The organism is Pseudomonas sp. GW822-FHT05A08, from assembly GCF_058800485.1.
Genome location: NZ_CM179511.1, coordinates 3567235 through 3590081, shown reverse-complemented (window position 1 = coordinate 3590081; position 22847 = coordinate 3567235). Strand labels below are relative to the sequence as shown.

14 protein-coding genes are annotated in these 22847 nt (G+C 60.3%); 3 read left to right on the top strand and 11 right to left on the bottom strand.

The genetic code is table 11. The features are described from left to right. Positions 1-311: 311 nt before the first annotated feature. Genes AC3RCP_RS16120 through AC3RCP_RS16110 form a run of 3 tightly spaced genes read right to left on the bottom strand, consistent with a single transcriptional unit; the run spans position 312 to position 9743 of the window. The gene (locus AC3RCP_RS16120) at positions 312-7832 is read right to left on the bottom strand and encodes an RHS repeat-associated core domain-containing protein (RefSeq protein WP_492570394.1); all 7521 of its coding nucleotides are present in this window, start codon (positions 7830-7832) and stop codon (positions 312-314) included. Next, the gene (locus AC3RCP_RS16115) at positions 7829-9094 is read right to left on the bottom strand and encodes a hypothetical protein (protein ID WP_492570393.1); all 1266 of its coding nucleotides are present in this window, start codon (positions 9092-9094) and stop codon (positions 7829-7831) included. The genes AC3RCP_RS16120 and AC3RCP_RS16115 overlap by 4 nt, the downstream gene beginning before the upstream one ends. Before the next feature lie 16 nt (positions 9095-9110). Beyond that, a complete protein-coding gene (locus AC3RCP_RS16110) occupies positions 9111-9743 on the bottom strand; it encodes a hypothetical protein (protein ID WP_492570392.1) in 633 nt (210 codons plus the stop codon). Between the two features lie 1291 nt (positions 9744-11034). On the opposite strand from AC3RCP_RS16110, the gene AC3RCP_RS16105 reads away from it, so the two are divergent. The 3 genes from AC3RCP_RS16105 (at position 11035) to AC3RCP_RS16095 (ending at position 14158) form a co-directional block, all read left to right on the top strand. Beyond that, the gene (locus tag AC3RCP_RS16105) at positions 11035-11997 is read left to right on the top strand and encodes a bifunctional GNAT family N-acetyltransferase/nucleoside diphosphate kinase regulator (protein ID WP_492570391.1); all 963 of its coding nucleotides are present in this window, start codon (positions 11035-11037) and stop codon (positions 11995-11997) included. 847 nt (positions 11998-12844) lie between these two features. Beyond that, the gene (locus AC3RCP_RS16100; RefSeq protein WP_087090967.1) at positions 12845-13114 is read left to right on the top strand and encodes a hypothetical protein; all 270 of its coding nucleotides are present in this window, start codon (positions 12845-12847) and stop codon (positions 13112-13114) included. 321 nt (positions 13115-13435) lie between these two features. After that, positions 13436-14158, top strand: a complete 723-nt coding sequence (locus tag AC3RCP_RS16095) for an SDR family oxidoreductase (protein ID WP_492570390.1) — start codon at positions 13436-13438, stop codon at positions 14156-14158. Between the two features lie 94 nt (positions 14159-14252). On the opposite strand, the gene AC3RCP_RS16090 is transcribed toward AC3RCP_RS16095, so the two are convergent. The 8 genes from AC3RCP_RS16090 to AC3RCP_RS16055 all read right to left on the bottom strand — a co-directional run bounded on the left by AC3RCP_RS16090 (position 14253) and on the right by AC3RCP_RS16055 (position 22524). Next, a complete protein-coding gene (locus AC3RCP_RS16090) occupies positions 14253-15224 on the bottom strand; it encodes an oligopeptide/dipeptide ABC transporter ATP-binding protein (RefSeq protein ID WP_492570389.1) in 972 nt (323 codons plus the stop codon). Beyond that, positions 15224-16213: an ABC transporter ATP-binding protein gene (locus AC3RCP_RS16085; protein WP_492570388.1), complete on the bottom strand. Its 990-nt coding sequence runs from the start codon at positions 16211-16213 to the stop codon at positions 15224-15226. The genes AC3RCP_RS16090 and AC3RCP_RS16085 overlap by 1 nt, the downstream gene beginning before the upstream one ends. A gap of 2 nt (positions 16214-16215) precedes the next feature. Then, the gene (gene ddpC, locus AC3RCP_RS16080; protein WP_053261166.1) at positions 16216-17097 is read right to left on the bottom strand and encodes a D,D-dipeptide ABC transporter permease; all 882 of its coding nucleotides are present in this window, start codon (positions 17095-17097) and stop codon (positions 16216-16218) included. 1 nt (position 17098) lies between these two features. After that, on the bottom strand, positions 17099-18115 hold the full coding sequence (locus tag AC3RCP_RS16075) for an ABC transporter permease (RefSeq protein ID WP_097139546.1): 1017 nt from the start codon (positions 18113-18115) through the stop codon (positions 17099-17101). A 75-nt stretch (positions 18116-18190) separates the two neighbouring features. Beyond that, positions 18191-19771: an ABC transporter substrate-binding protein gene (locus AC3RCP_RS16070; RefSeq protein WP_492570387.1), complete on the bottom strand. Its 1581-nt coding sequence runs from the start codon at positions 19769-19771 to the stop codon at positions 18191-18193. 206 nt (positions 19772-19977) lie between these two features. After that, positions 19978-20517 carry a D-alanyl-D-alanine dipeptidase gene (gene ddpX, locus AC3RCP_RS16065; protein WP_053261163.1) on the bottom strand — a complete coding sequence of 180 codons (540 nt, stop codon included), beginning with the start codon at positions 20515-20517 and terminating at the stop codon, positions 19978-19980. Between the two features lie 37 nt (positions 20518-20554). Continuing rightward, positions 20555-21415, bottom strand: a complete 861-nt coding sequence (locus AC3RCP_RS16060; RefSeq protein ID WP_053261162.1) for a MurR/RpiR family transcriptional regulator — start codon at positions 21413-21415, stop codon at positions 20555-20557. A gap of 518 nt (positions 21416-21933) precedes the next feature. Continuing rightward, positions 21934-22524 (bottom strand): hypothetical protein, encoded by a 591-nt coding sequence (locus tag AC3RCP_RS16055; RefSeq protein ID WP_053261161.1) that lies wholly within the window; start codon positions 22522-22524, stop codon positions 21934-21936. Positions 22525-22847 lie beyond the last annotated feature (323 nt).

The window sequence follows — 22847 nt, the reverse complement described above, 5'->3', positions numbered from 1 at the left end:
CCCGGATCGACCAGAATGGCCTTGAACCGCCCCAGGAACAAATGCCCCACCTTGCCGTGCCGTCGGTTGAATACCTGCGTGTACACCCCGTTGACATACCGCATCAGCCACGAAAGATTCGCCTGCCGGGTGTGGAGCACGAAGTGGTGACGAAGATCGGCTTGCGGCGGTCGCACTGGGGAAGTGACGTGATAGATCGCGCCGGGGAATTCGATGCAGAGAGGTCTGGTCATGGGTTGGGCAAGTTAAGAGGGAAGGGGGCAAAAGGAGAGACCTGACCCCGAATCTGCCGAATCTGTTGCGGCAGCCTGTTAGTGCTCGCAAGGAGTAGTTCCCGTTAGGAAATGAGCCCCTTGGTAAAGGCGGGTGCAATTACAGCATGCCTCTATTGGTTGCCACCCCGAATTGCCTTTGGTCCAAGCCATGAGCACATATTCACTGAGATCACCACCGTGCTCCGGTAAGATAAGGTTAATTGCCCTACTTTCCCCGCAATTAAATAGATCCCAGTTGTAATGAGTGTATACCTTCGAAAAGTTAACCGGTGCTCTGGCAACATCGCCGCCCCACCCATTTGCGCCATAAGCGACATCTCCGGTAAATCTTTGCAAGGCACCTGCTATTACGGTTGGACTCCCGTGAATACGCTTGTAGTCAAAGTTATTATTCAACGCAATTTCTGCATCCTTGATTGATATCAAATCATTTTCCAGCGTGAATTGATCTATATCGAGCGCAACTTCATAAGCCGAAGGATCCTTGGATGGCGTGAGGCCTAAGGGGTCAGCCCAGGTCATGCAGTTCCGAGCGTATTGATAAAGATTGACTCCGCCCAGTAATCTGATTGGGTCTACGCCAACAAACTGGCGAAGTTCAGGATCGAAGTAGCGGTGCCGGTTGTAGTGCAGCCAATTTTCTTCATCCGCATACTGCCCCTGCAAGCGGATCGGGTTGGCGACTTCGCTGACGACTACGCTTGTTCTGCCCCAGACCGCGTATCGCGCAGCCCACACAACATGTCCGTCGCTGTGTATCAGCCGCGTCGGAAAGCCATTAGGGTCCGTGTCGTATCGATAGCTGCTAGTGCAGTCGACAAGCGCCAGCGGCACGAAGCTCTCTGGGTAGTACACATATTCGCGTAGTGCAGGCACGACCATTTGCGGATTCGCCTGAATCGCCAGCGCCTCTTCGGCCACCAACGCGTCACCATCCCAACCGAACCAGATCGCTTGAACGCTTGTGCCCTTGAAGACGCGCCTCCCCATCGGGTCATAGCCGTAGACGGTTTCAACCTCGTCCGCTTGGCTCCCATCAAACGTCGGCCGCGTCCGACTCCTCACCAACCGCTGACTCGCATCCCATTCCAGCGCAAGGATCCTCGGCGCTTCTCCCTCCAGCCGCCGCTCATCCCGCCGCTCTACCAAGTTACCCGCCGCATCGAACCGGTAGAACACCCCCTCGCACCAACCCTCGCGGCGCCAGGGGCCGTCGCTCTGCCGCACGTTGGTCGTCAGCCGATCCCCCACCGGATCCTGGAAGAACCGCTTCAGCTTCCCTTGCGGGTCGACGTGTTCGACGATCTGCCCCAGCGGGTCGTAGCGGTACTGGTCCAGCCCGTGCTGGCTGTCCTTGCGGTGCGTCAGGTTGCCGGCCGTGTCGTAGGAGTATTGCGTGTCGAACAGCCACTCCGCTTCTCGCCTGACACCTTGCGCCGTGAGCCGCCCTTCGGCGTCGTACTGGTAGTGCCGCTCCAGTGCAGGCGCCAAGGTTTCCTTGACCACCTGTCCCGCTGCATCGCGTTCGATGGTGATCGGCGACTCGTCGTTGATACGAATGGCCGTCGGTTGCCCGAGCGTGTTGTATGCATAGGCAACCGTGTTGCCCGCGCTGGTCTCGCGCCGGATACGACGGCCCAACATATCGAAGCTGTTCTTGATGACGAAGTCGCCTTGCCGCTCTTCGAGCAGCCGCCCCTCGGCATCCAGGGTTCTTGTTACCGTCACATGCTCGTTGGCGCAGCCGGTGAGGTTGCCGTTCGCGTCGAAGTCGAAGGTCTCCTCGAACGAGCGGCCTGCCTCGAAGGGATGCTCGAAGCGCTTGCGCCGGATGCGCCCGAGTTTGTCGGTCGTGTAGTCGATCATCCGACCCAGCGGGTCGCAGCTTTGCTTCAGGTGCCCGGCGATGTCGAAGGCGTAGCGTGTGGCTTGGCCCCAGTAGTCCACTTCCTCGACCACCCGACCGAGCGCGTCGCGCTTGAGTTCGTACCGCTCGCCGCGCTGGTTGCTCACGCCGACGAGCTGCTCCTCGGTGTCGTAGTGGTAGTGCACCACGTGCCCGTCGGGCTGGTGGCGCTTGGCGACGAGCCCCTGCCCGAAGTATTCGAAGCTCGTGCGGGCGCCGTTCTCGTCTTCGTAGTGCGTCAGGTTACCCTGTTCGTCGTAGGCACATCGGACGCTGGCACCGCCCGGTAGGGTGGTCTCGATCAGCCGGCTTTTGTGGTCGTAGCGGTACCGGGTGCTGCGGCCCAGCGGGTCGCCGCGCTCCAGCACGTTGCCCAGCAGGTCGCGTTTGAGCCGGGTGAGCTGGCCCAGCGCGTTCTCGACGCTGACCAGGTAGCCGTTGCTGTCGTAGCCGAGCCGGGTGGTGGCGTTCAGGGCGTCGGTCACGCCCACCAGCAGGCCGGCCTCGCTGTATTCGTAGGTGGTTACCGCTCCCAGCGGGCTGGTCTGTTCGATCAGCAAGCCCCGCTCGTCCCAGCGCTGGTGCCAAGTGGCGCCGTTGGGGGCGGAGATCGCCGTGGGCTTGTTGCACGCATCCACCTGGATCGCCAGCGCACTGCCGTCTGGTCGTATGAGTTCGAGCAGGTTGCCTCGCTCGTCGTAGGCGTATTGGATACGGTGGTTGCCCGCATCCACCACGACCGTGGTGCGTCCCGACTCGTCGTATTCGTAAAGCGTGCGCCCACCCAGCGGGTCGATTTCCAGGACGGGCAGGCCATTTTCGTCGCACTGGACGGTGGAGGCGTGGCCCAGCGAGTCGGTGATGCGCACCTCGCGGAACGCTGGGGCGTAGGCGAAGTGGTAGTCATATAGCCCGCCGTCGCCCCAGGCATGCACCACCTGCCAGGTCTCGCCGCTCTTGTCGTATTCGTAATGGAACGACAGCCCGGTGCGGTTGGTGTGCCGCACCATGTAGTGGCCGTTATAGGCGAAGCAGTACGGGTTGCCCAGCTCGTCGCGGACGGCGGTGAGGTGGCCCTGTTCGTCGTGCTCGTAGGTCACGAAGGTGTGGCTGAAGTCGGCATCGGACACGCACAGGGTCAGCGAGCGGATGTGCTGCCCGGCGTATTCGACGAGCAGGTGGCGCCCGCCCGATTCACGGATCGTTCGCAGCCGGCCGTCCTCCCGCTCGTAATCCAGCCAGTTGCCGCACAGGTCGCTGATGCGGTCCAGCGGGGCTTCGCGCAAGCCGTCCTCACTACGAACCAGCAGCGCCTTGGGGAAGTGGTAGATCAGATCGCTCTTGGTGCGCACGCGCCATTCGTCGCCGTGGTCGCTGAGCAGCGCGCCGTCCATCAGTCCCAGCACGGCCGCAGCGTCGCCGATCCCGGCAGGTAACATGGGGAACAGAGTTGGCCCTTCGCTGGGGTGGCGGAACATCACGCCACCATCGGCCGCATCGATTTCCAGCCGGGCATCGGCAGGGCTCTCCCAACCGACGCCGCAGGCACCGGGGCGCTCGCTGCCGGAGGCGTAGTTGCGTGTCCATTCCAGCGGTATGTGCCAGGGCAAGGTGAAGTCGCTTTGCCCGACGCTGACCTCGCCGTTCAGGATGTTCACCGGCTCGGCCCGCAATATTTTGCACTTCAGGACACCGGGTTTCATGTTCTTGAACAGCTTCTGGCGGAAACTGGGTTTCTTCGGTGAAGAGGGGGCGCCGTGTCCTTTGCTCCCTGGCGTATGCCCTTTGGGTGCCTCGCAATCGGGACCTTTTCCGTCCGAGCCTTCCTTGTTGCCCTTAGAGGAACTACAAGCGGCCGTTAATCCCAGCACATCCACCGCTGCCAAGGGATTCGTCGGATAGCTATAGAGATTAATGCCTCCTTCTTGGCCCATCGGGTCCGACTGCAAATACCGCCCCAGCCTCGGGCAGTACACGCGAAACCGATTGCAATGCAGCCCCGTCTCCCGCTCGAACCAATGCCCCGGCCATCTCAAGTCGTACTCGACCGTATTGCCCTCGGCGACACGGATCAGGCCGTATGGGTCGATGTCGTCCGCCCGCCAGGCTTCCCGCCCCCGGGCATCCTCGATGCGTTCCGGCAGGCCGACCTGGTTGCAGAAGACGAAGTACGAGCGCCCCGATTCGGGCGGGGCGTCAGGGGTGTTGTAGTCGAGGAACAGGAAGGGCAGAAAGGCGTCTTCATTGGCGTAGACGTAGAGCCGTAGCCGACCGTCGGGCGCGGTTTCGGCCGCGAGGCGGTCGCCGTCCCAGTGGTATTCGGTGCGGGCCTGGCCCAGGGTCTTGGCGATGCGCCGACAGAGGCCGTCGTATTCCGCTGTCCAGGCGTCCGGGCGGCCGCTCCAGCTGACCTTCGCCAGCAGGTCCATGCTGTTGTAGTGGTAGCGGGTGCTGTGGCCATGGGCGTCCACCACTTCGCAGAGATGGTTGCGCTGGTCGTAGCGATAGGTGCCTGCGCTGGAGGTTTCCAGGCGGTTGCCTTCGCGGTAGCGCATCCACGGCACGGCCGGAGTGGCCAGCAGGTTGCCGCCGGGGTCGTAAGCGTAGTGGCGTGTCGGCGAGCCGTCGCGGATTTCCCAGACGAGGCGGTGGGCGGCGTCGTAGCGGTATTCGCGGAGGCCGTCGGCGTTGCTCTCCACCCGTCGCAGTTCGCCTTCGCCGCTGTAGTGGTAGCGCTGCCAACGGGTCGCTTCGGGCTGGCCGGAGGACCAGTGCAGGCGGCCGATACAGCGGCCGTCGAGGTCGAAGCGGCGCAGTTCGCGGCTACCGTTGCCCAAGGCCAGCAGCAGGTGGCCGTCGGCGCCGCGTTGCAGGCGCTGGGTGCCGCCGTCCGGGGTATGGATCAGCAGAGAGCCGCCGGGCTGTACGGCGTAGTCCACAGTGAAACGGTCGAAGTAGGTGGTCCGCGCCAGGTGCCGGCCCCGGTACTGGTGGCGCACGCCCTGGCCGTCGCGCAGGTCGCTGGTGCGCCGGTCCGCCCAGTCGTGGCTCATGCACACCTCGTGGGTGTCGGTGGAGGCTTCGGTGAAGTGGCCGCGTTCGTCGTAGCAGTAACGGTGTTCTTCGCCGGAGGCCAGCAGGCGTGTGCTATGCAGGCCGTTCTTGCCCACCTCGAAACTGAGCAGCAGGTCGCCGTGGGCGTCGCGCTTCTCGATCAGGCGGTCGCCGGTGTCGTAGGCGTAGCTTTCGCGGGTGACGCCGTGGCGGACGACGCGGGTGATGCGGTCCTTGTAGTCGTAGTCGTAGGTGCTTTCGTTGCCGTTGGCGTCGATGACTTGGCGGACCTTTTCGCGCCGGGTGTAGCCGTAGCGCACGCTGTGGCCGAGCGGGTCGGTCTCGCTGCCGCGCAGGTTCCAGGAGGAGGTGGTGTAGTGGTGCTCGCGGCCGTCCTTGTCGGTGAAGCGCACCAGGTTGCCGGCCGGGTCGTGTTCGAAGTGTTCGCGGCGGCCGTAGGCATCGAGGCGCTCCACTATCCGGCCCAGCACGTCATGGCGGGTTTGCGGCGGCAGCGGTTCGGGTAGGGCGAGCACGTCGGTAGCCAACTCGGCCAGCTCGGCCGGCAGGTCGAGAGCGGCGGCGGGCAGGTGCTCGATGGCTTCGCCCCACTGTAGGCCGAGCGGCGTGCCCGGCACCTTGTGTTCCAGTGGGTTGGGCAGGTTGGGGGCGTCGTCCTTGGTCGGCCAGACGTTGCCCCAGCGGTCCATGCGCCCGGTGTTATGGCCGTCCGGGTCGTAGAGCCAGCGCATCACGCGGCCGCCAGAATCCTCTTCTTCGACGATGTGGCCGTCGGCGTGGGTGAGGATGTTCCGTTCGCCTTCGTAGGGGTCGATGACGCACACGACGGTGCCGGCCTCGTTGTAGAGGAACAGCCATTCGCCACCGTCGGCCTCGGTGACGCGGGTGCGACCGGGTTCGTAGGCAAGGTCCACCCGCCACAATTGGTCCTGGCCTTCGCTGTGCACGCAGCGGCCCTGGGCGTCGTAGGCGTAGGAGAAGGAGTAGCCGTTGCGGTCGGTCACCCGCGTCATGCGGCGCTGGGCGTCGTAACCGTGGGAGCCGCTGTGGCCGAGGGCGTCGTACCAGGTGGCGAGGCAGCCGGCGCCATCGTATGCGTAGCGCGCCACGCTCAGGGTGTCGTCGGGCCGGGCTCGCAGCACCTCGGTAATGTGCCCCTGGGTGTCGTAGTGGAACCACCAGGTTTGCAGGGGCTCGCCGGTTTCGTCGACGTCGCAGAGGCATTCGAGGCGGCCGTCGGGGTGATAGCGCGGGGTGCGGCGGATGATATTGTCGACGACGATCCCGGCCAGGCGGGCGTGAATATCCTCTGAGCTGCCGCGTTCGAAGCCGAGTGTGGCGTGACGATCATGGCGGAGGATGAAACGGGTCGGGCTGGACTGGCTCAGCGTATAGCCGCCGAAGGTGCCGGTGTAACGGCCGTCCGCCTGGCGCGGGAATTCGTATTCCCGGCGGCGCGGGTCGATGTACAGGGCGCGGGTGCGCAGCAGGAGCAGTTCGTGCTGGAGGCTGTGGCGGAAGCCGAAGCCCAGCGGGCCGTCTTCCTCGCTCCAATGGCTGTAGTAGTAGCGCTCCCAGGTGAAGCGGCCGGGGCCCTGGTCCTGATAATCGACCAGTTCGTCCGCGCTGGCGCCGGTAACCGGGTCTACCGGGTGGCCGGGGCGGTCGCAATCGGGGTTGGCTTTCTTGCTCTTGGGGGCGGCGAGTTCGGGGAGCTTCTTCGCTGCCTTGGCCAGGCCGCCCGCCACGTCCATGGCGTCGGGCAGGGGAAAGCCACCAATCAGCACGGTGGGGTTGCCCATCGCCAGGGTGCCGGTGCTCGGCGGGACGCCGGGGTCTTTGCCGAGCAAGGCGCCGAGGGCCATGGTGGCGGCGTCGGCAGCAGCCTGGGCGGCGGTCATGGCCGCTTCGCCGCCTTCGCCACCCTCGGCCTGCGCCGCCGCCGAGAGGCCGCCCGCTGCCGCGCCGACGGCAGTCATGGCCATGCCGAACTTGCCGAAGGCGGAGGCCGGGTTGCAGTGGCGGGTGATGTCCAGGCTCATGCGGGCAGCCCGCGAGCCGCCGATGTAGGTGTTACTGGAGCCAGTCCAGATGTCGTAGCCGGGGAAGAAGCTGCCACAGGTGGGCGCGATGCCCAGATCGCCGGCCCGCGCGGCGGAGATGCCGCCGATCAGCACGCTGACGCAGCACGAGCCCAGGGTGTTGCCGAGGCTGGGCAGTGGCGCGTTGAGGCTGGGCGGGTGCGGATGGGCGTGCGGCACACCCCGGTGCGGCATGCCGAGCACCGCGGCGGGCATGCCCGGTGTGAGGTGGTCGAGCGGCGAAACCAGCAGCGCCAGGCCGGTGTTGAGCAGCTCGAAGGGGGCGCCGACCACGGCCAGGGCGGTGTTGACCCAGTGGCTGACCACACCGACTTCGCCCTGTTCGGGCGGCGGCGCTTCCTGGAACGGTTGGGCGGTGTTATTGACCACCTCGGCCAGGGCATCGACGCTGGTATCGCCGGTGGGGGCGATCAACGGTTCCGCGGCCGGTTGTTCGCCCGCTTCGGGGAGCTTGGCGGTGGTGTTCCAGTTCATTGGACCGACTCGACCGGAGCGGTTTTCGGCGTGCCATCGTCCAGGGCGGCTTTTTCTGCCGTGAAGCCGCGTACCTGTTCACGCAAACCGGCGTCGGCACAAAGGGCGATCAGGCGGTCGAGGATCGAGCGGCAGGGTTCGAGGCAGCCGAATTGCAGGGCCAGGTCCTTGGCCGTCACCCAGGTGCGCGCCGCTTCGGTGAGCTTGCCGGCCCCCCGCTGCGCTTCACCGAGTTGCTCCAGCGCGTCGAGCTTGGCGTTGAGGAACATCAGCTTGTCGGCGCAGCGCTCGGCCAGTTCCAGATAGCCTTGCGCTTCGCCGCAGCGCCCCAGGCGCAGGCAACTACCGCCCGCAGCCATCAGCAGGTTCAGGGTGACACTCAGGTCATTGCCGTCGGCGGCTTGCGCAAGCGCCTGCTGGTAGCGCTGCCTGGCCAGGGCATGATTGCCCTGGCGGGTCGCAACGTCACCCGCGCCACCGAGGGCCAGCGCCTGGCCGATGCTGTCGTCCTGCTGGTGGTGGTAGGTATGCAGCAGGGCGTATTTCTGCGACGCCTGATCGAGGCGGCCATGGGCCAGGTCGAAGGCCGCGAGCTGGGTCAGGGCCTGCATGCGCTCGGCCACTGGCAGCGCGGGGTCGTTGACGCTGCGGACCAGACCGTCGGCTGCCCTGGCGACGGAGAAATCGATGCTCAGTACGCAGGTGTGGCGGGCCGGCGCGTCGGCGAGCCGGGGCAGCAGGAAGGGCGCGGCTCGGTCGTCGCGGACGATGAAGCGCTGGCCTTCCATCCACGGCTCGACGTCTTCGAGCGCCAGCAGGCGGATGATCAGTTCCAGGTAGCCGTTCGGGTCGCCGATCGAAGCCGGCGCGAATCCCCAGACGATACAGGCGTGCGCCGGCACGCAGCGGCGAATGTGCTCGATGGCGGCTTGCAGCCGCGCTGCCGGCTGGCCCTCAGGGTCGGAGCAGGCCAGCGGCAGCGGCGGCCACGGTGTTTGCTCGTCCTCCACGAGGAATTCGTTGCCGGCGCGAATCTGCATGGCCAGCGAATCGATGCAGCACTGCAGGTAGGCGACACTGTCCGAGCAGTCGAACGGAAAGAGCAGGAAGATATGGCTGGGCCATTGCCGGTCCCAGTTCTTCAGGACGCCGAGCGGGAAGGCACTGTCGCAGTCGGCCATGTCGAGGATGAGCGTGGGCTGGTCGGGTTGTTCGATGAACGCCTGCAAGCCGGCTTCCATCGTGGCGAATTCACGCTGCATGCATCAGCCCCCGTGGTCAGTTCAGCCGGATGAAGCGGCCTCGCAGCACGGTTTCGGCATCGGTACGGATATCGACGCCGCCACGCCCGCCACGCAGTTCGATGGCCCCGGCCCGCAGCCGCAGTTTGCCGTCGACCTGCAGGTCGACATCGTCGCCGATCAGGCGAACCACCGGCCCGTGGCTGGAGGCCTGGACCTCTATCAGCGGGTTACCGCGGGCATCGGCGATGCGCACGCACTGGCCGGACGGCACCGTGATGGTCTGGCTCGCTTCGCTCGGGGGCGGCTGTATTGCGCCGGGATAGGGTGGCTCCAACGTGGCGACCACCAGGGCTTCGGGCCAGTTGGCGGGCTGCTCCAGCAGGACGCGGTCACCACGGTGCGGCACCACGGTGCGGACGCACTCGAGCCATCGTGCGACCTGTTCGCTGCCCGCCGACCAGCGCACGAACACGTAGCCGGGCAGCTCGGGATGATGGGTATCGATGACTTCGCCGAGCAGGGACCGGGGGCGTTCGCTGATGGAACTCGGCGTGGCTTCCAGTTCCTGCCGGGGCGGTGTCCGGCTGCGTTCCAGCAGGTCGCGCAGGGACGCGACGGGATCTTCCGTGGAGGTTTCGGAGGGTAGGGGAGTGGGGATGGGTAGCATGTCGGTCGCCTTTTGTTGGGCTCCGCCCGGAGGGAGCCGGAGGTCACGTCATGGCGCCGACAGCGGGAACTGGTGCCGGTGGGGTAGCGAGGGGAGGACGTTCTCGGCCGGGTTTCTGGGCCGAGCGCTTGGGTTCCATTCGAACGCGCCTGCACATCACGGGCTCGTTGGCATTTCACACGGCGTGCGGGAAGGACTTGAAACTTTCGGAGAGAACCAATGGGGAGGGTCAGCCAATCTGCCAAACGCCGGTAGTTTGCGGCGAAACATCCTTTGCATTTGGCTGAACGATAAAGGGCGTCATCGATCAGCGTGTTCACTTTGAATAATCCGTTATTTGCAGTGATTGATTTCCATTAGTGAGAAACGGTAGCTCAAGGCGAGGTTTGACTTCAACGAAACCGAATATAACGATTATTTATCGATGAGCCGCTGGCATGTAATGTGTGGAATTTGTATGTATTTCATATTTAGCGTGACCGGGCAGAGATGCTTTGTTTTTTGTTCTTTTTTTCTTATGTATTTCAATGATTTGCAAGTTTCGAAATTGCAGTTCGCTGGACGCCCCATGAAATCGAAAAGCAGGCGAAACGAAATCTAGATAAAGTCTTATGGCCAGCATTCTGATTGCTAATAATGCTTTCATACTGACGCTTATCATGAGTGCTTATTGCAAAATAATCTTTCAACAAACGAAGTCATCCAAGCATTCAGGGAGCAATCTGAATTGAGGCCTCGGCTTTTGGCATAGGAATAGAAAGCCTGGATCGCCCGCAGATGTGCCGCAATAGTGTTGTAAGCGCGGTACCTGAGTTTGAGTTGTACGTAGATGAACGGGACAAGTATCAGCAACGGTGCCGCATCTCCAGTTCGCACGAGCAACGGTACACGCTGACCGGAAGAGAAGCGGCACTCAAGGACTCGTCATGAACACGAAGGACATGGCCTGACACGAACACTGGGTTTCTTCATGCCTGAGGGCTTGTTTGTGGTTCGTAAGCCCTGGCGGGGGAATGCCCTTGCCATTTGAGTGCATTCTCAGACTGTTGGGTGCAGCGCTATTTCTGGCGGCATTGCCGTTGTCACTCGTCCGCCGATTTCTTGATTCTTGAAGCAGGGAAGGGTTGTGGTACCTCCTGACGCTGCGACTGGCTTTGCAAGCGCTTTTTACGCCGTGTCCACATGCCGGATCATGCTAATGCCATAGAACCGTTTATTAAGGAAAAGTGCGCAGGTTGTTCGGCATTTCTCGCGTTATGTCTTAAAGTAGCCGGTTGCCGAAAGAACCGTCATGGCCATAGCCATGAAGGGCTTTCATCCTTTACAAATAAGTGTGGTGAAGATGAACAAGCCTTTCATTTCGCTGTGCCCTGAAATTACTCGGGCACATGCGCTGACGTTGAAGGATTGGTTGGAGGATGAGCGCGTCACTTGCTATCTGAGCGATTCACGTGACGTTTCCCGCTCCATCGAGCAAGTCATTGATCGGACTCAATTACCGATCCTGACCCATCTATTCAACCGGGGTGGCCGATTCTTCATGGCCTATGACCGGCATGACGCCCCGGTGGGCTTTGTCCGTCTCATCAAGACCGGCTCGAATTGCGAAATAGTCCTGGTCATCGGAGACAGCGACAAATGGGGCCGAAACCTTGGCGCCCGCACGATCCGCGAAGGCATGAAACTGGCCTTCCTCGACATGCGGGCCGAGAAGCTCATCGCCAAGATCCACCCGGACAACGCTCGCTCGCTGAAAGCCTTTCTGCGCAGCGGCTTTCTGCTTGAGAGCGAAACGCCGGCATTGAAGTCGTTTTCCATGACGGCGGGGCGCTATCTCCAGTTATTGCGCGAAGGTGCCGTTGGCGACTCCACGGGGATCTACATCACTGAAATCGACAAGGCCAGGCTCGAGAGTCTGATCGCGCTTGAGCAAGGCCCGGCCGTTGTTGAACTCGAACATGAGCTTGAGCGAGCCATTGTCGTCAAGCCGCAGCAGGTGGCGCGCAATGTCGTCACGATGAACTCCAGGGCCTTGCTGCAGTTGGACGACGAAGAGATCGAAGTGGCCTTGGTCTACCCTGACGACGCGGACAGCAGCGCCGGGAAGCATTCCGTGTGTTCCGACATCGGCGCCGCCATCCTGGGCTATCAGGAGGGGGACGCCATCGACTGGCGAATTTCTGATCGGACCCGCCGGATTGAGATCAGGAAAGTGCTTTACCAGCCGGAGGCCGCGGGTGATTTCCACCTGTAATTGCGCCTTTAGCTCAGTGTTCGTCCATCAGGCGCGAAGATCCCCCAAAGGACGGGGCCTCGAACTCCCGCGTTGAAGTCGAATGCATGGCGGTAAAATCCTGAAAGTAAATTTGATGGTCTGCTGATTCGCTCTCGATCACGAGATGATCAACTTCAGTGATGTGATCCAGGCGACAGGGGTTGCGGTTGCATCGCTGGAGATTGTCGATTGCCGACTCAAGAACTGGGGCATCCGCGACGGCAGACCAGGACCTGTGTGTGCTCGTCCAGATCGAGACGCAAGCGGCATTGGACAAGATCGAAGAAGTCGCAACTGAGAGCAGAGCATCGACGGAATCTTCATTGCCCGTTGAGAGAGTGGACATCAGAAGCAGGTTTGTCGAATCAGTGGTTTAACACGCTCATGAACATACATAACACATGATTTAACATAATATACATTATGCGAATCATCATATGCAGAGCTGAGGCTAAGTTGGCCAAATTTTCAGCCTGGCAAAGCCTCCATTCTCGTAATCATGCACGGTGTGGCGTCGGTTACCGCTGCACACTTGAATGCCGTCCTCAGAAACAACGCCGTTGGCATCCCTCCGCCTCAAACCATGACGACAGCAATTGGCACCACGCCGATAGAAATCGCTAACTCTTGGGCAGCTCTCCCCACAGAAAAACCCAAGCATTTACCAGCTTGTCAATAGTGTCGTTGAGCGACTGTGCGGGAGGCAGCGCAATGGTAGGTTTTCATGGCGCCACACTACGCGAGTGCCCGATCTGTTCAGATTATTGATAAAGGCAGGTCAGGCCGATGTATAAGCCGCATGTCAGATAACTGAAAGGATTCGAACATGAAAAAGCCCATAACTTCTCTGGCCGTATCCGCGACGCTCGCTTTCACCGCAACTGTCGCGAACGCTTCCGTGCATCCGACCACCATCAAGGCCCCCCAGACCGTCAATCAGGTGACAGCTTCTATTGACACTCCTTTCGGAACCCATCAAAAAGCTGGCGAAATCCAGATGGCCAGCCTGGCCAGAAGTTGCTCCGATGAACGATATTCCTGGTGGGAATACAGCGGTTGGGAAATCGTCGGCTGTCTCATAAGCGGCCAGTGGTAATTATTGACGGGCCTGGTGCGTGACTTGCGTGGTGAGCGTGCACCAGAGCCTGTTGTAGGCTCCTCGATTTGCCGCGTAACTTGCTGACAACGGGCCTCAACAAAAGATACGAAAGTCTGCATTTTCAACCTTGCTGTCCCAGTGATCATTGCCTTCCAAGTCCAAATGAATTCCTCTGGCGGTGGTTTATCGCCACAACACACATCAATAGAGTATCCAGACAGGGCATGCTTCCGACTCCGTCCTGGTTGATGGCGCGCCATATCCTGGCGCTGCCCCCCTCCCCGATCCCGGATGTTGCCGGGTGTTTGGAGCTCTGCAATGAAAACTCGTACCTTCCTTGTCACCGGTGCCAGCAAAGGCATTGGACGTGCGCTCGCGAACCAATTGTCCCAAGCGGGCCACCATGTAGTCGGCATCACTCGCAACAGCAACGATCCACACTTTCCCGGCCCCCTTATTTCCCTCGATCTGGGCGACCGGGCGCAGACCGAAAGAACGTTGGCGGGGCTCGTTTCTCGTTATGACTTCGATGGTTTGATCAATAACGTTGGCCTGGTACGCCCGCAGGCATTGGGCGATATACAGCTCGATGACTTTGATGAGGTCATGCGGATCAACCTGCATAGTGCCTTGCAGGCAACGCAAGCACTGCTACCGGGTATGCGCAATCGCGGTTGGGGACGGATCGTCAACATCTCCAGCCTGACCATTCTGGGAATCCCACACCGCACCGCCTATGCCGCGGCAAAAGCCGCGCTGGTCAGCTTCACGCGGTCCTGGGCATTGGAGTTGGCAACCACCGGGATCACCGTCAACGCCGTTGCTCCAGGCCCCACGGAAACCGAATTGTTCCGCGCCGGCAATCCGCTGGGCAGCGACGGTGAAGCCCGTTACCTGGCGAGCGTTCCCATGGGCAGGCTCGGTCAGCCGGATGAGGTCGCGGCGGCTATCGCCTTCCTGTTATCGGAACAGAGCGGCTTTATCACTGGCCAGACATTGTTTGTCGATGGCGGAGCGTCCGTTGGCAAATCGATGTGCTAATACAACAGCGCCGAGCCCTGCGTCGCCCTTGCTGGTCTGCTCAGCGATTACCTGAAGTCGTCCGCACGATCGAGGTCCCGTGTGCTGGCAGTGATCAGCTCTGCAAATGACATCGCACGCGCTGCTGCTCATTCTCCAGCAAGGCCTGGGGCTTTTCGCAGCCAGCGGTGCACAGGCCGCAACGTTCGCGGAAGAAGCAGCCACTCGGTAGCCGACGGTTCCCTGGTAATTCGGTAGGCGCCGCGACGTGTTCGGCATGCAGCGGCACGCCTAGTCGTGGTACCGCCTCGAACAACAAGCGGGTATAGGGATGGCGTGGCTGATCGAGAACCTGGGCTGCGCTGCCAAGTTCAACGATTTGCCCCAGGTACATCACCGCTACCCGGTTTGCCATATGGCGGACTACTGAGACGTTGTGGGAAATCAGGATATAAGTCAGGTTGCGAGCGCTTTGTAACTCCACCAGAAGGTTAAGGATCTGTGCCTGAACCGAAATATCCAGCGCCGATGTCGGCTCGTCCAGGACAATAATATCCGGGTCTGATGAGAGGGCTCGGGCAATGGCAATCCGCTGTCGCTGACCACCGGAAAACTGGTGGGGAAAGCGGTCCAGGTACTCCGGGCGGATGCCGACTTGGGCCGCGACCCGGGCCGCCACATCGCGCATCTGCGCGCGGGAGGCGTGACCTCGGGCGTATAACGGCTCGGTGATGATTTTCCAGACAGGCAAGCGTGGATCAAGCGAAGACTGTGGGTCCTGGAAAACAATTTGAACGTTGCTGCTGCCCTCGCCGCCGCTGCGACTGGCCCAGTTCAGCTCGCCGCTGCTGGGCGGCACCAAGCCCATCAATAGCTGCGCCAATGTGCTTTTGCCACAGCCTGACTCGCCCACTATTCCGAGGGTTTCTCCCGCCCGTACCTGAAGGTCAATGCCGTTCAGAGCGTGGGCATATCCCCGCGGTCGACCGAGCCAATCATTACTGATGGGGAAACGGACGCGAACATCGTCAAGTTGGAGAATCGTGGGTGCCATTTGGGTGGTGGTATGAATGACGGCATTGTTCATCACGAAAGCTCCTTAACCGGTAACCAGCACGCACTTTTACGTTGGTCATTACCATTAATGCTGTTGAGGTTCGGGCGTTTGCTACAAACCGGCATGACGTAGGGGCAACGCTCCTGAAAGGTGCAGCCCCCAGGCAAAGACGCCAGGTTTGGCACTTGACCGGGGATGGTCAGCAGCGGCTGACCCGGCTCGACCATTTCCGGAAGGCCACTGAGCAACCCTTGCGTATAAGGATGTTGCGGGTTGCCCATCACTTCGACGGTACCGCCCTCTTCAACCACCGCGCCGGTATACATCACATACACCCGGTCGCAGAACTGTGAAACCAAGGCCATGTCATGGGTAATGAGCAGAATGGCGGTGCCCCGTTGCCGGGCTTTTTCCCTCAGCAGCAACAGCACCTGGCGTTGCACGGTAACGTCGAGGGCGGTGGTCGGCTCGTCGGCGATCAGCAATTGCGGCTCACAGGAGAACGCCAGCGCGATCATCACCCGTTGCCGCATGCCTCCGGACAGCTCGAAAGGGTAACTCTCCAATACTTGCTCCGGGCTGGCGATGTGCATGTCACGCAACAATGCAATTGCCTTGAGACGGGCTTGGGCAGCGCTGATCTTTTGGTGATGGATGATCACGTCGAGCATTTGCCGACCGATGCGCCGGGTCGGGTTCAGGGCCGTCATCGGCTCCTGGAAAATCATCGCGGCATCGCGCCCACGCATCTGTAGCAGCTCCTTTTCAGGAGCCGCCAGCATGTCGCGACCGAGCATGCTCAAGCTGCCGGCGGTGATCCGATAACTGCGCTCTGGCAGCAATCGCATACTGAGCATCGCCGTGACCGACTTGCCCGACCCCGACTCGCCTACCACGCCGACGATTTCGCCGGGATTGACGTGCAACGACACGCCGTTCAGGGCCTTGACGTTATTTTTGTAAGCCGGGAATTCCAGGCTCAGGTTATCGATGGCCAGTACTGGACTCGAAGTGTGCATGGTCATTTCCCCTGTTGCCGTGGATCGAGCAGATCGCGCACGCCATCGCCCAGCAGGTTGAAGCCGGTGGCTGTGATCAGAATCGCCAGACCCGGAAAGGTCGAGTACCACCAGTTATCCAGGATGTAGTTACGCCCGGTAGCGACCATCGCGCCCCACTCGGCCGTGGGCTGTTGTGCCCCCAGGCCGATAAAGCCCAGGGCCGAGGCCATGAGGATCGCACTGCCGATATCCAGGCTCAGTTGCACCAGCAATGGAGGCATCGCGTTGCGTGCCACGTGCCAGTGCACCACGTGCCAGCGTCCAGCCCCGAAGGTCTGGGCGGCCTTGACGTACCCCATCTGCCGGATGCTCAAGGCCTGGCCACGGGCCAGCCGCACATAGGACGGAATTCGCACGAGGGTAATCGCCAGCATGGCGTTGAACAGGCTCGCGCCCAACGCCGCCGCCAGGGCCATAATCAGTACCAGCGACGGCACCGACAGCATGATGTCCATCAGGCGCATGATTAACGCGTCGAAACGACCACCGACCACTCCCGAAAAACATCCCAGCAACCCGCCAATGAAACAGGAGGCAAAAGCCACGAACAGGCCGACGCCCACCGACTGCTGGCTACCGAACAGCACGCGGCTGAACAGGTCGCGGCCGACTTCGTCGGTGCCGAACCAGTGGTCGCTGGACGGTGGCGCCAGGCGTTCGGCGAGGTTCAGTGCGTTGGGATCGTGGCTGGCGAGCCAAGGGGCGAAGATCATGCACAGCAACACGATAGAAGTGATCGTCAGGCCCGCCATGGTCAGCGGGCTTCGGCGGATCTGGTAGGCCAGGTAGGCGGTTTTTTCGCTCCAGCGCGGGCGGCGCGCTGCCGTCAGGGTTACGGACATTTCAGTTCACCTCGCCGATGCGTGGATCGATCACGCGGTACAAAAGATCGATGGCCATGTTCAACAGCACGTAGATGAACGAAACCAGAATGGCGAAGCCCATCACCGCGGGGAAGTCCAGCGATTGGATCGACTTGACGACATAGGCGCCCATGCCAGGCCAGGCAAATACTGTTTCGGTCAGCACTGCGCCATACAGCAAATCACCCAGGGTCAACCCGAGGACAGTCACCGAAGGAATCAGGGCGTTGGGCAGTGCGTGGCGCAGGATCACGGTCCATCGGGACAGGCCATAGGCGCGTGCGGTGCGGATATAGTCCTCACCCAGTTGATCAAGCATGGCTGAACGAATCTGTCGTGCGACGACACCCAAGGTCACGAACCCCAGCGTTGCAGCGGGAAGAATCAGGTGCTCCACAGCATCGAGAAACAGTCGGCCATCACCGGCGAGCAGCGAGTCGATCAGATAAAAACCGGTGATTGTCGGTGGCGGTGCCAGCCCTTCGGACAACCGGCCACCACCCGGTAGCCAGCCAAGGTGACCGTAGAACAGAACGATTGCACCAAGACCGAGCCAAAAGGCCGGCGTGGAAATTCCAGTGACCGCAAGGGTACGGGCGATCTGGTCAATGACCCGGTTGTGATAAACCGCTGACAGCACGCCAAGCGGGATGCCGACCAGAACCGCCAGCACAAGCGCTACCAGCGCCAGTTCCAGGGTTGCCGGGAAGAACGCTTGCAAGTCTTCCAGAACGGGACGACTGGTGCGTATCGAGGTGCCCAGGTCTCCGTGCAGCAGGTCCATCAGATAACGACCGTATTGTTGATACAGCGGCAGGTCCAATCCCAGCTGATGACGGATGCCGGCCACCAAGGCATCGCTGGCACGGTCGCCAGCGATCAGTCGGGCAGGATCGCCCGGAATCAAGTGCGAAATTGCAAAGGTAATCAGCGAAACACCGAACACGACCAACAACAGGCCGAGCAGACGCTTGCGCAACAAAGTCAGGAAGGCCATTTGGCACCTCAGTAACACGAGCGACGAGAGTCAGAAGCCGCGCCAGCCGCGAACAGCTGGCGCGAGGAAGCAGGTTTACTTGCTCATACTGCCCAGGTTGAACACCTGTTCGAGCATGGGGTTGAACAGGTAGCCCTTGACCGAATCACGCATCGGCAGCGTGTAGCTCTTCTGATAGAGGTAGGCGTAAACGCTGTCCTTGAGCACCACCTTCTGCGCGCTCTGGTACAGCTCGACGCGCTTGGCGGTATCGCTGGTAGCGGCTGCTTCGCGGATCAGTTTGTCGACTTCCGGGTTGCTGTAGAACGAGCGGTTGCCTTGCAGGCCTTGCATCTTGGAGTCGAACCAAAAGTTCATGAACATGTACGGGTCCGCGAAGTCCGGGCTCCAGGCCCCGGCAGCGATGTCGTAGTCCGCCTGGCCGACGCGCTCACGCAATGTCGCGTTGGCGAGTTTTTCCAGCTTGAGGTTGATGCCCAGTGGCGCCAATGCGGCTTGCAGAGTCAGGCCGATCGGTTCCCAGTTGGGATCCTTGTCCGAATACATGTAGCTGAGGTTGGTGATTTTCTGCGGTGCCTTGGCGAGGCTGTCCTTGGCGGCTGCCATGTCTTGCCTCATCGGCGACAGCGAGCTGTCATAAGCCCACATGCCGTCCGGGATCGGCCCGTTCATCAGCTTGGCTTTGTCCTTGAGGATGCCTTTGACTATGCCGTTGTAATCCACGGCTTCGGTTATCGCACGACGGGCATCGACGCTGGTCAGCGGACCCTTTTTGTTGTTCAGGTACAGGTAGGTCACCCGCAACGACGGGAAATCCTTGACCACGACGCCCGGCTTGCTGGCGAGAGCGCCAAGCTGGTCTTCGGGCATGTCTTCGATGATGTCCAGGTCACCGCGTTCCAACTGCAGGCGGCGCACGGAGGGCTCACCGATGATCTTGATGACCACGGTTTTCAGCGCTGGTTTGGGGCCGGCGAAATAGGTGTTTGGCTCCATGGTCAACGACTGGCCTTTTTGCCAGTTGCTCAGGCGGAAAGGACCGGAGCCCGCGGTGTGGCTCGACAGCCAGGCGTTTACGTCCGGACTCTTGTTGACCACATCGGGGTTGATGATCGAAGCACCGTTGTGGGCCAGGGTAAACAGGAACGGCGCGAAAGGCGTTTTCAGGGTGAAGCGGATGGTCTGCGGATCGACGACCGCCACCACCATGTCCTCCGGAAATGCGCCGGAAGGCCCTTGCTTGAGGGTCATCAAGCGATCAAAGGAAAACTTTACCGCTGTGGCATCTACCGGGGCACCGTCATCGAATTTATTGCCCGGTTTGATTTTGAACTCCCAGACCAGGCTGTCTGGGGAAACGGTCCAGCTCTCGGCCAGATCGCCCTGCACTTCAGTGCTGCTTTTATCACCCTCGACCTTGTAGCCGACCAAGCGTTGATACGACGGATAGGTGATGGTCCAGTCGTTGTTATCAAAGGTCACGGCCGGGTCGAGGGTCTGCGGATCGGCGGGTTTGCCGATGACCAGCGTGTCTTGGGGTACAGCCGCCGCAGCAGCCTGCCAGGCACCGAGGCTCAATGCACTGCACAAAACGCTCAGCAGCAGATTGCCGGCGCCGGGAAAGGTTTTGCTGGTCACGGTGTTCATTGGGTTCATGCCGGTTTCCTTGATCATTCGATAGGGAAGTAGGTCAGGTTTTTTATAAAAGCTATAACCGGGCAGTTGCAGGTGAAACGTAAGTGATGCTGGTTTGTTGTTGTTATCAGCCACATTGAAAGTGGGCTGTGCAGTGTGCTTTTCGAAAACTCTGTGGTTTTTCCGGGGGCGGTGTTGCGGTTCGATTGGCTTGTAAAACCCGTGGCTTACTCGTCCTCCAGCAATGGGTAATCGTCGGCGTTCGGTAGTTCGTAATGCCACCACTCGGTGGGAATTGCCTGGAAACCAGCATCCAGCATGATCCCCAGCAGCAGCAGACGATTGCGTTGCACGTCTGCTGGCAAGTCGGGGTAGAACTGATGGGACTTTTCTTCCATCGCGTCGAATGCGGTGCCCATGTCCAGTGGCTCACCATCGGCGCCCACCAAGGTCAGATCCACCGCCACCCCACGGCTATGGTGGGAGCCCAAGTGCGGGTCACGCACATAGTCGTTGTCTGGTAGCGCTTCCCACAACAGGTACTGGGCGTAGGGTGGCCGGTAGGCGTCGTAAATGCGCAGGACAAACCCGGCCTGGCGCGCGAGCTGGCTAGCTTTTTCCAGGCAAGTCGCAGCCTGACGGTGCAACCTGCAACGAGCATTCGGATAGATCACTTTTCCAGCCAGATTTTCTGCGCCGGCGTAGATCAGGTCGATTTGCACCTGATAGCGCTGGGCATCAATCTCTACAAGTGGGCTGTTGTTCACGCAAACACTCCAGTTGGGATTCGGTGGGACGATGGGATCAGCTTTCGAACTGACCGAAAGCTTTTTGCAATTGACGGTTCTTGGCCAAGCGCTCATCGAGGCGATCGCCGTATTTCTCCGCGACGGCCGACACGATGAGATTTAACAGGCAGGCCAAGGGTGCAAGGGAGTCCCAGAACTGCCCGACATCGGTTTTCAGTTGCAAGAGGTCAAGCGGGTAATCCCTGGCCCAGGGGCACTGCAGGTCTGTGATCAGGGCCAGTGGCAGGTCGTTGTCTACCGCCGCGTCGCAGAAGGTCTGGGTCACGCTGGAATAAGCACGGAAGTCCGAAATGATTGCGTAGGGATTGGCGAAGCCGGAGTTCAGGGTTTCTGCGTAGATTCCTGACAGGCCATCGACGTAGTAGACCTTGGGCCGAATGTATTCAAGGTGGCTATGAAACGCTGTGAGAATCCCGCGAGTGGACTGGATTCCGAGGATGAATACGGCATCAGCTTCGTAGATGCGCTGCACGATATCGGCAAAGGCACTGCTGCGCGCTAGACCGTACACGTGCCGGATGGCCTCGATTTCGCGACTCATGGAACGATCGAGAGCGTCTTCCTGATTGCTTTCGGCACGAAAGGCACCGATGCGGTCGGTAATCAGCCACGAGGTGGGCGTTTCACCGCGCAGGCTCTGTTTGACTTCATCAATGTTCTGGTAGCCAAGGGAGCGAAAAAAGCGCCCCACGGAAATCCCTGTGGTGGAGGTCCGCTGCGCGATGCTATCGGCCGACTCGAACGGAAGCTGTTCCGGGTTACCCAACAGATAGCTGGCGATGCGCTTGCCGGTAGGGGTCAGGCTGGAGAACTCCTGCTCCAGCAACTGTAGGAAGCTGTTCTTTTCCGTAGGCATGTCAGAGCCCCTGAGCACAGATTGTTATTGACTTGTCATCAATTTATGCAATGTTAAAAACATAACATGCGTTTTCGAGACAACACAATGCCTTTTTTCAGCAGGCACCCTAGGGCCCTATCAGGCAAGTGGATCTGCGCCGTTTCGGCTCACGTCAAAGGGTGACTCGGCGACCCGGAGCCAGATCGGGGGGGCTTCTTGCGATTAGTGGGCGTTCAGCCGGACAGCTGCTTTGCATGAGTCCAGAAACGCTGGTGCTCCTCTGGAAGCACGAGCGAGACGCCGTATCGGCGTTCGTGACCTCGAGGTCTTCAAGGTCTTCGAGACAGGTTTGAATGGAGTCCACTGCCATCAGCAGCTTGTTGAGCTAAGGCGATGCCGTTGAAGCCTCTGCGCTGTACGCCTAGTACGCGGCACATTTTAGGCTGCTGGCCGAGGCCCACCTGCACATCAAGGCACTGAAGGTGGGCTTTGGGTAACCGCAGGCCAAGCGTGAGGCGGTCACCAGGTCAAGTAGCCTACCGACAGAGCTCTTTGTATTGATTCACGTTGGAAACTGCAGAGCTTAGTGCTGTTGTTTTGTATTGATAGTAGCGGATTGCATCTGCCTGAGCGGGTCCAACATTACCGAAATATTCTTCCCAAGCGTTACTCTTAGTTAGCAAGTCAGAGAGCATGGTGCTTAGGTCGTTTGCCGTCCAAACTGTCTTGTAGCCTTTAATCTCGCCAGGGGCTGGATGGATATGTTTGACATACTTATCCACCGAGTACCCATACTCGTCGCCCTTTTTATGCTCGTAAGCCATAAAGACCGTATACACCGTCCCGACTGACTGCTTGTACCAAGGGATAACGACAAAGTGATGAACCGCTGACCCCGTAATAAGAAAGTGCCAAACAGCTGTCTGCGAGTGATCACCACGAAATAAAAGTGCTTGTTCGATTTGGTACTTCATGCTCGCATTGTTTTCGATGACATCATTTCCAACATCATCTTGCACCTTCCCGTAAACAGCGCAGCTCATTTGAGCTGGCACACCAGGACAATTCTTCAATCCCATGAGTGTTGTGTTGTTGTTTATAGCCCTGATCAGATCTTCCCCTGTCATGTCTCTTGGCTCCTGCCCGGATATTTAACACGTACTTGGAAATAATTAAGCTCACTGTCCTTGGTGAATATAGCTTCGATCCGCCCTTTATCAAATTCATCCAGTGGGTGAACAAAGATGTCAATGGTGATCAGTGTCGTGCCATTTTTCTAAAACTAAACGTTCTTAAGAACCACAATAAAAAAGGTGTCGGCCTACGGCTGATGCGTACCTTGGCAGGCGGAGACTGGCAACCCAGGGCGGTGCTGCGCCACCCTCCCCTTGTTGCCCTGCGGTCGGGCCACGCTCGAAACCTCGAGAGGACGGCGATGGCGTCCTCTCTT

Bases quoted from the DNA above. Each gene is read 5' to 3' on its own strand.
- AC3RCP_RS16055 (WP_053261161.1), bottom strand. From the start codon at position 22,524: ATGACAGGGGAAGATCTGATCAGGGCTATAAACAACAACACAACACTC.
- AC3RCP_RS16110 (WP_492570392.1), bottom strand. From the start codon at position 9,743: ATGCTACCCATCCCCACTCCCCTACCCTCCGAAACCTCCACGGAAGAT.
- AC3RCP_RS16070 (WP_492570387.1), bottom strand. From the start codon at position 19,771: ATGAACCCAATGAACACCGTGACCAGCAAAACCTTTCCCGGCGCCGGC.
- AC3RCP_RS16060 (WP_053261162.1), bottom strand. From the start codon at position 21,415: ATGCCTACGGAAAAGAACAGCTTCCTACAGTTGCTGGAGCAGGAGTTC.
- AC3RCP_RS16105 (WP_492570391.1), top strand. From the start codon at position 11,035: ATGGCCATAGCCATGAAGGGCTTTCATCCTTTACAAATAAGTGTGGTG.
- AC3RCP_RS16095 (WP_492570390.1), top strand. From the start codon at position 13,436: ATGAAAACTCGTACCTTCCTTGTCACCGGTGCCAGCAAAGGCATTGGA.
- AC3RCP_RS16075 (WP_097139546.1), bottom strand. From the start codon at position 18,115: ATGGCCTTCCTGACTTTGTTGCGCAAGCGTCTGCTCGGCCTGTTGTTG.
- AC3RCP_RS16085 (WP_492570388.1), bottom strand. From the start codon at position 16,213: ATGCACACTTCGAGTCCAGTACTGGCCATCGATAACCTGAGCCTGGAA.
- AC3RCP_RS16090 (WP_492570389.1), bottom strand. From the start codon at position 15,224: ATGAACAATGCCGTCATTCATACCACCACCCAAATGGCACCCACGATT.
- ddpC (WP_053261166.1), bottom strand. From the start codon at position 17,097: ATGTCCGTAACCCTGACGGCAGCGCGCCGCCCGCGCTGGAGCGAAAAA.
- AC3RCP_RS16115 (WP_492570393.1), bottom strand. From the start codon at position 9,094: ATGCAGCGTGAATTCGCCACGATGGAAGCCGGCTTGCAGGCGTTCATC.
- AC3RCP_RS16100 (WP_087090967.1), top strand. From the start codon at position 12,845: ATGAAAAAGCCCATAACTTCTCTGGCCGTATCCGCGACGCTCGCTTTC.
- AC3RCP_RS16120 (WP_492570394.1), bottom strand. From the start codon at position 7,832: ATGAACTGGAACACCACCGCCAAGCTCCCCGAAGCGGGCGAACAACCG.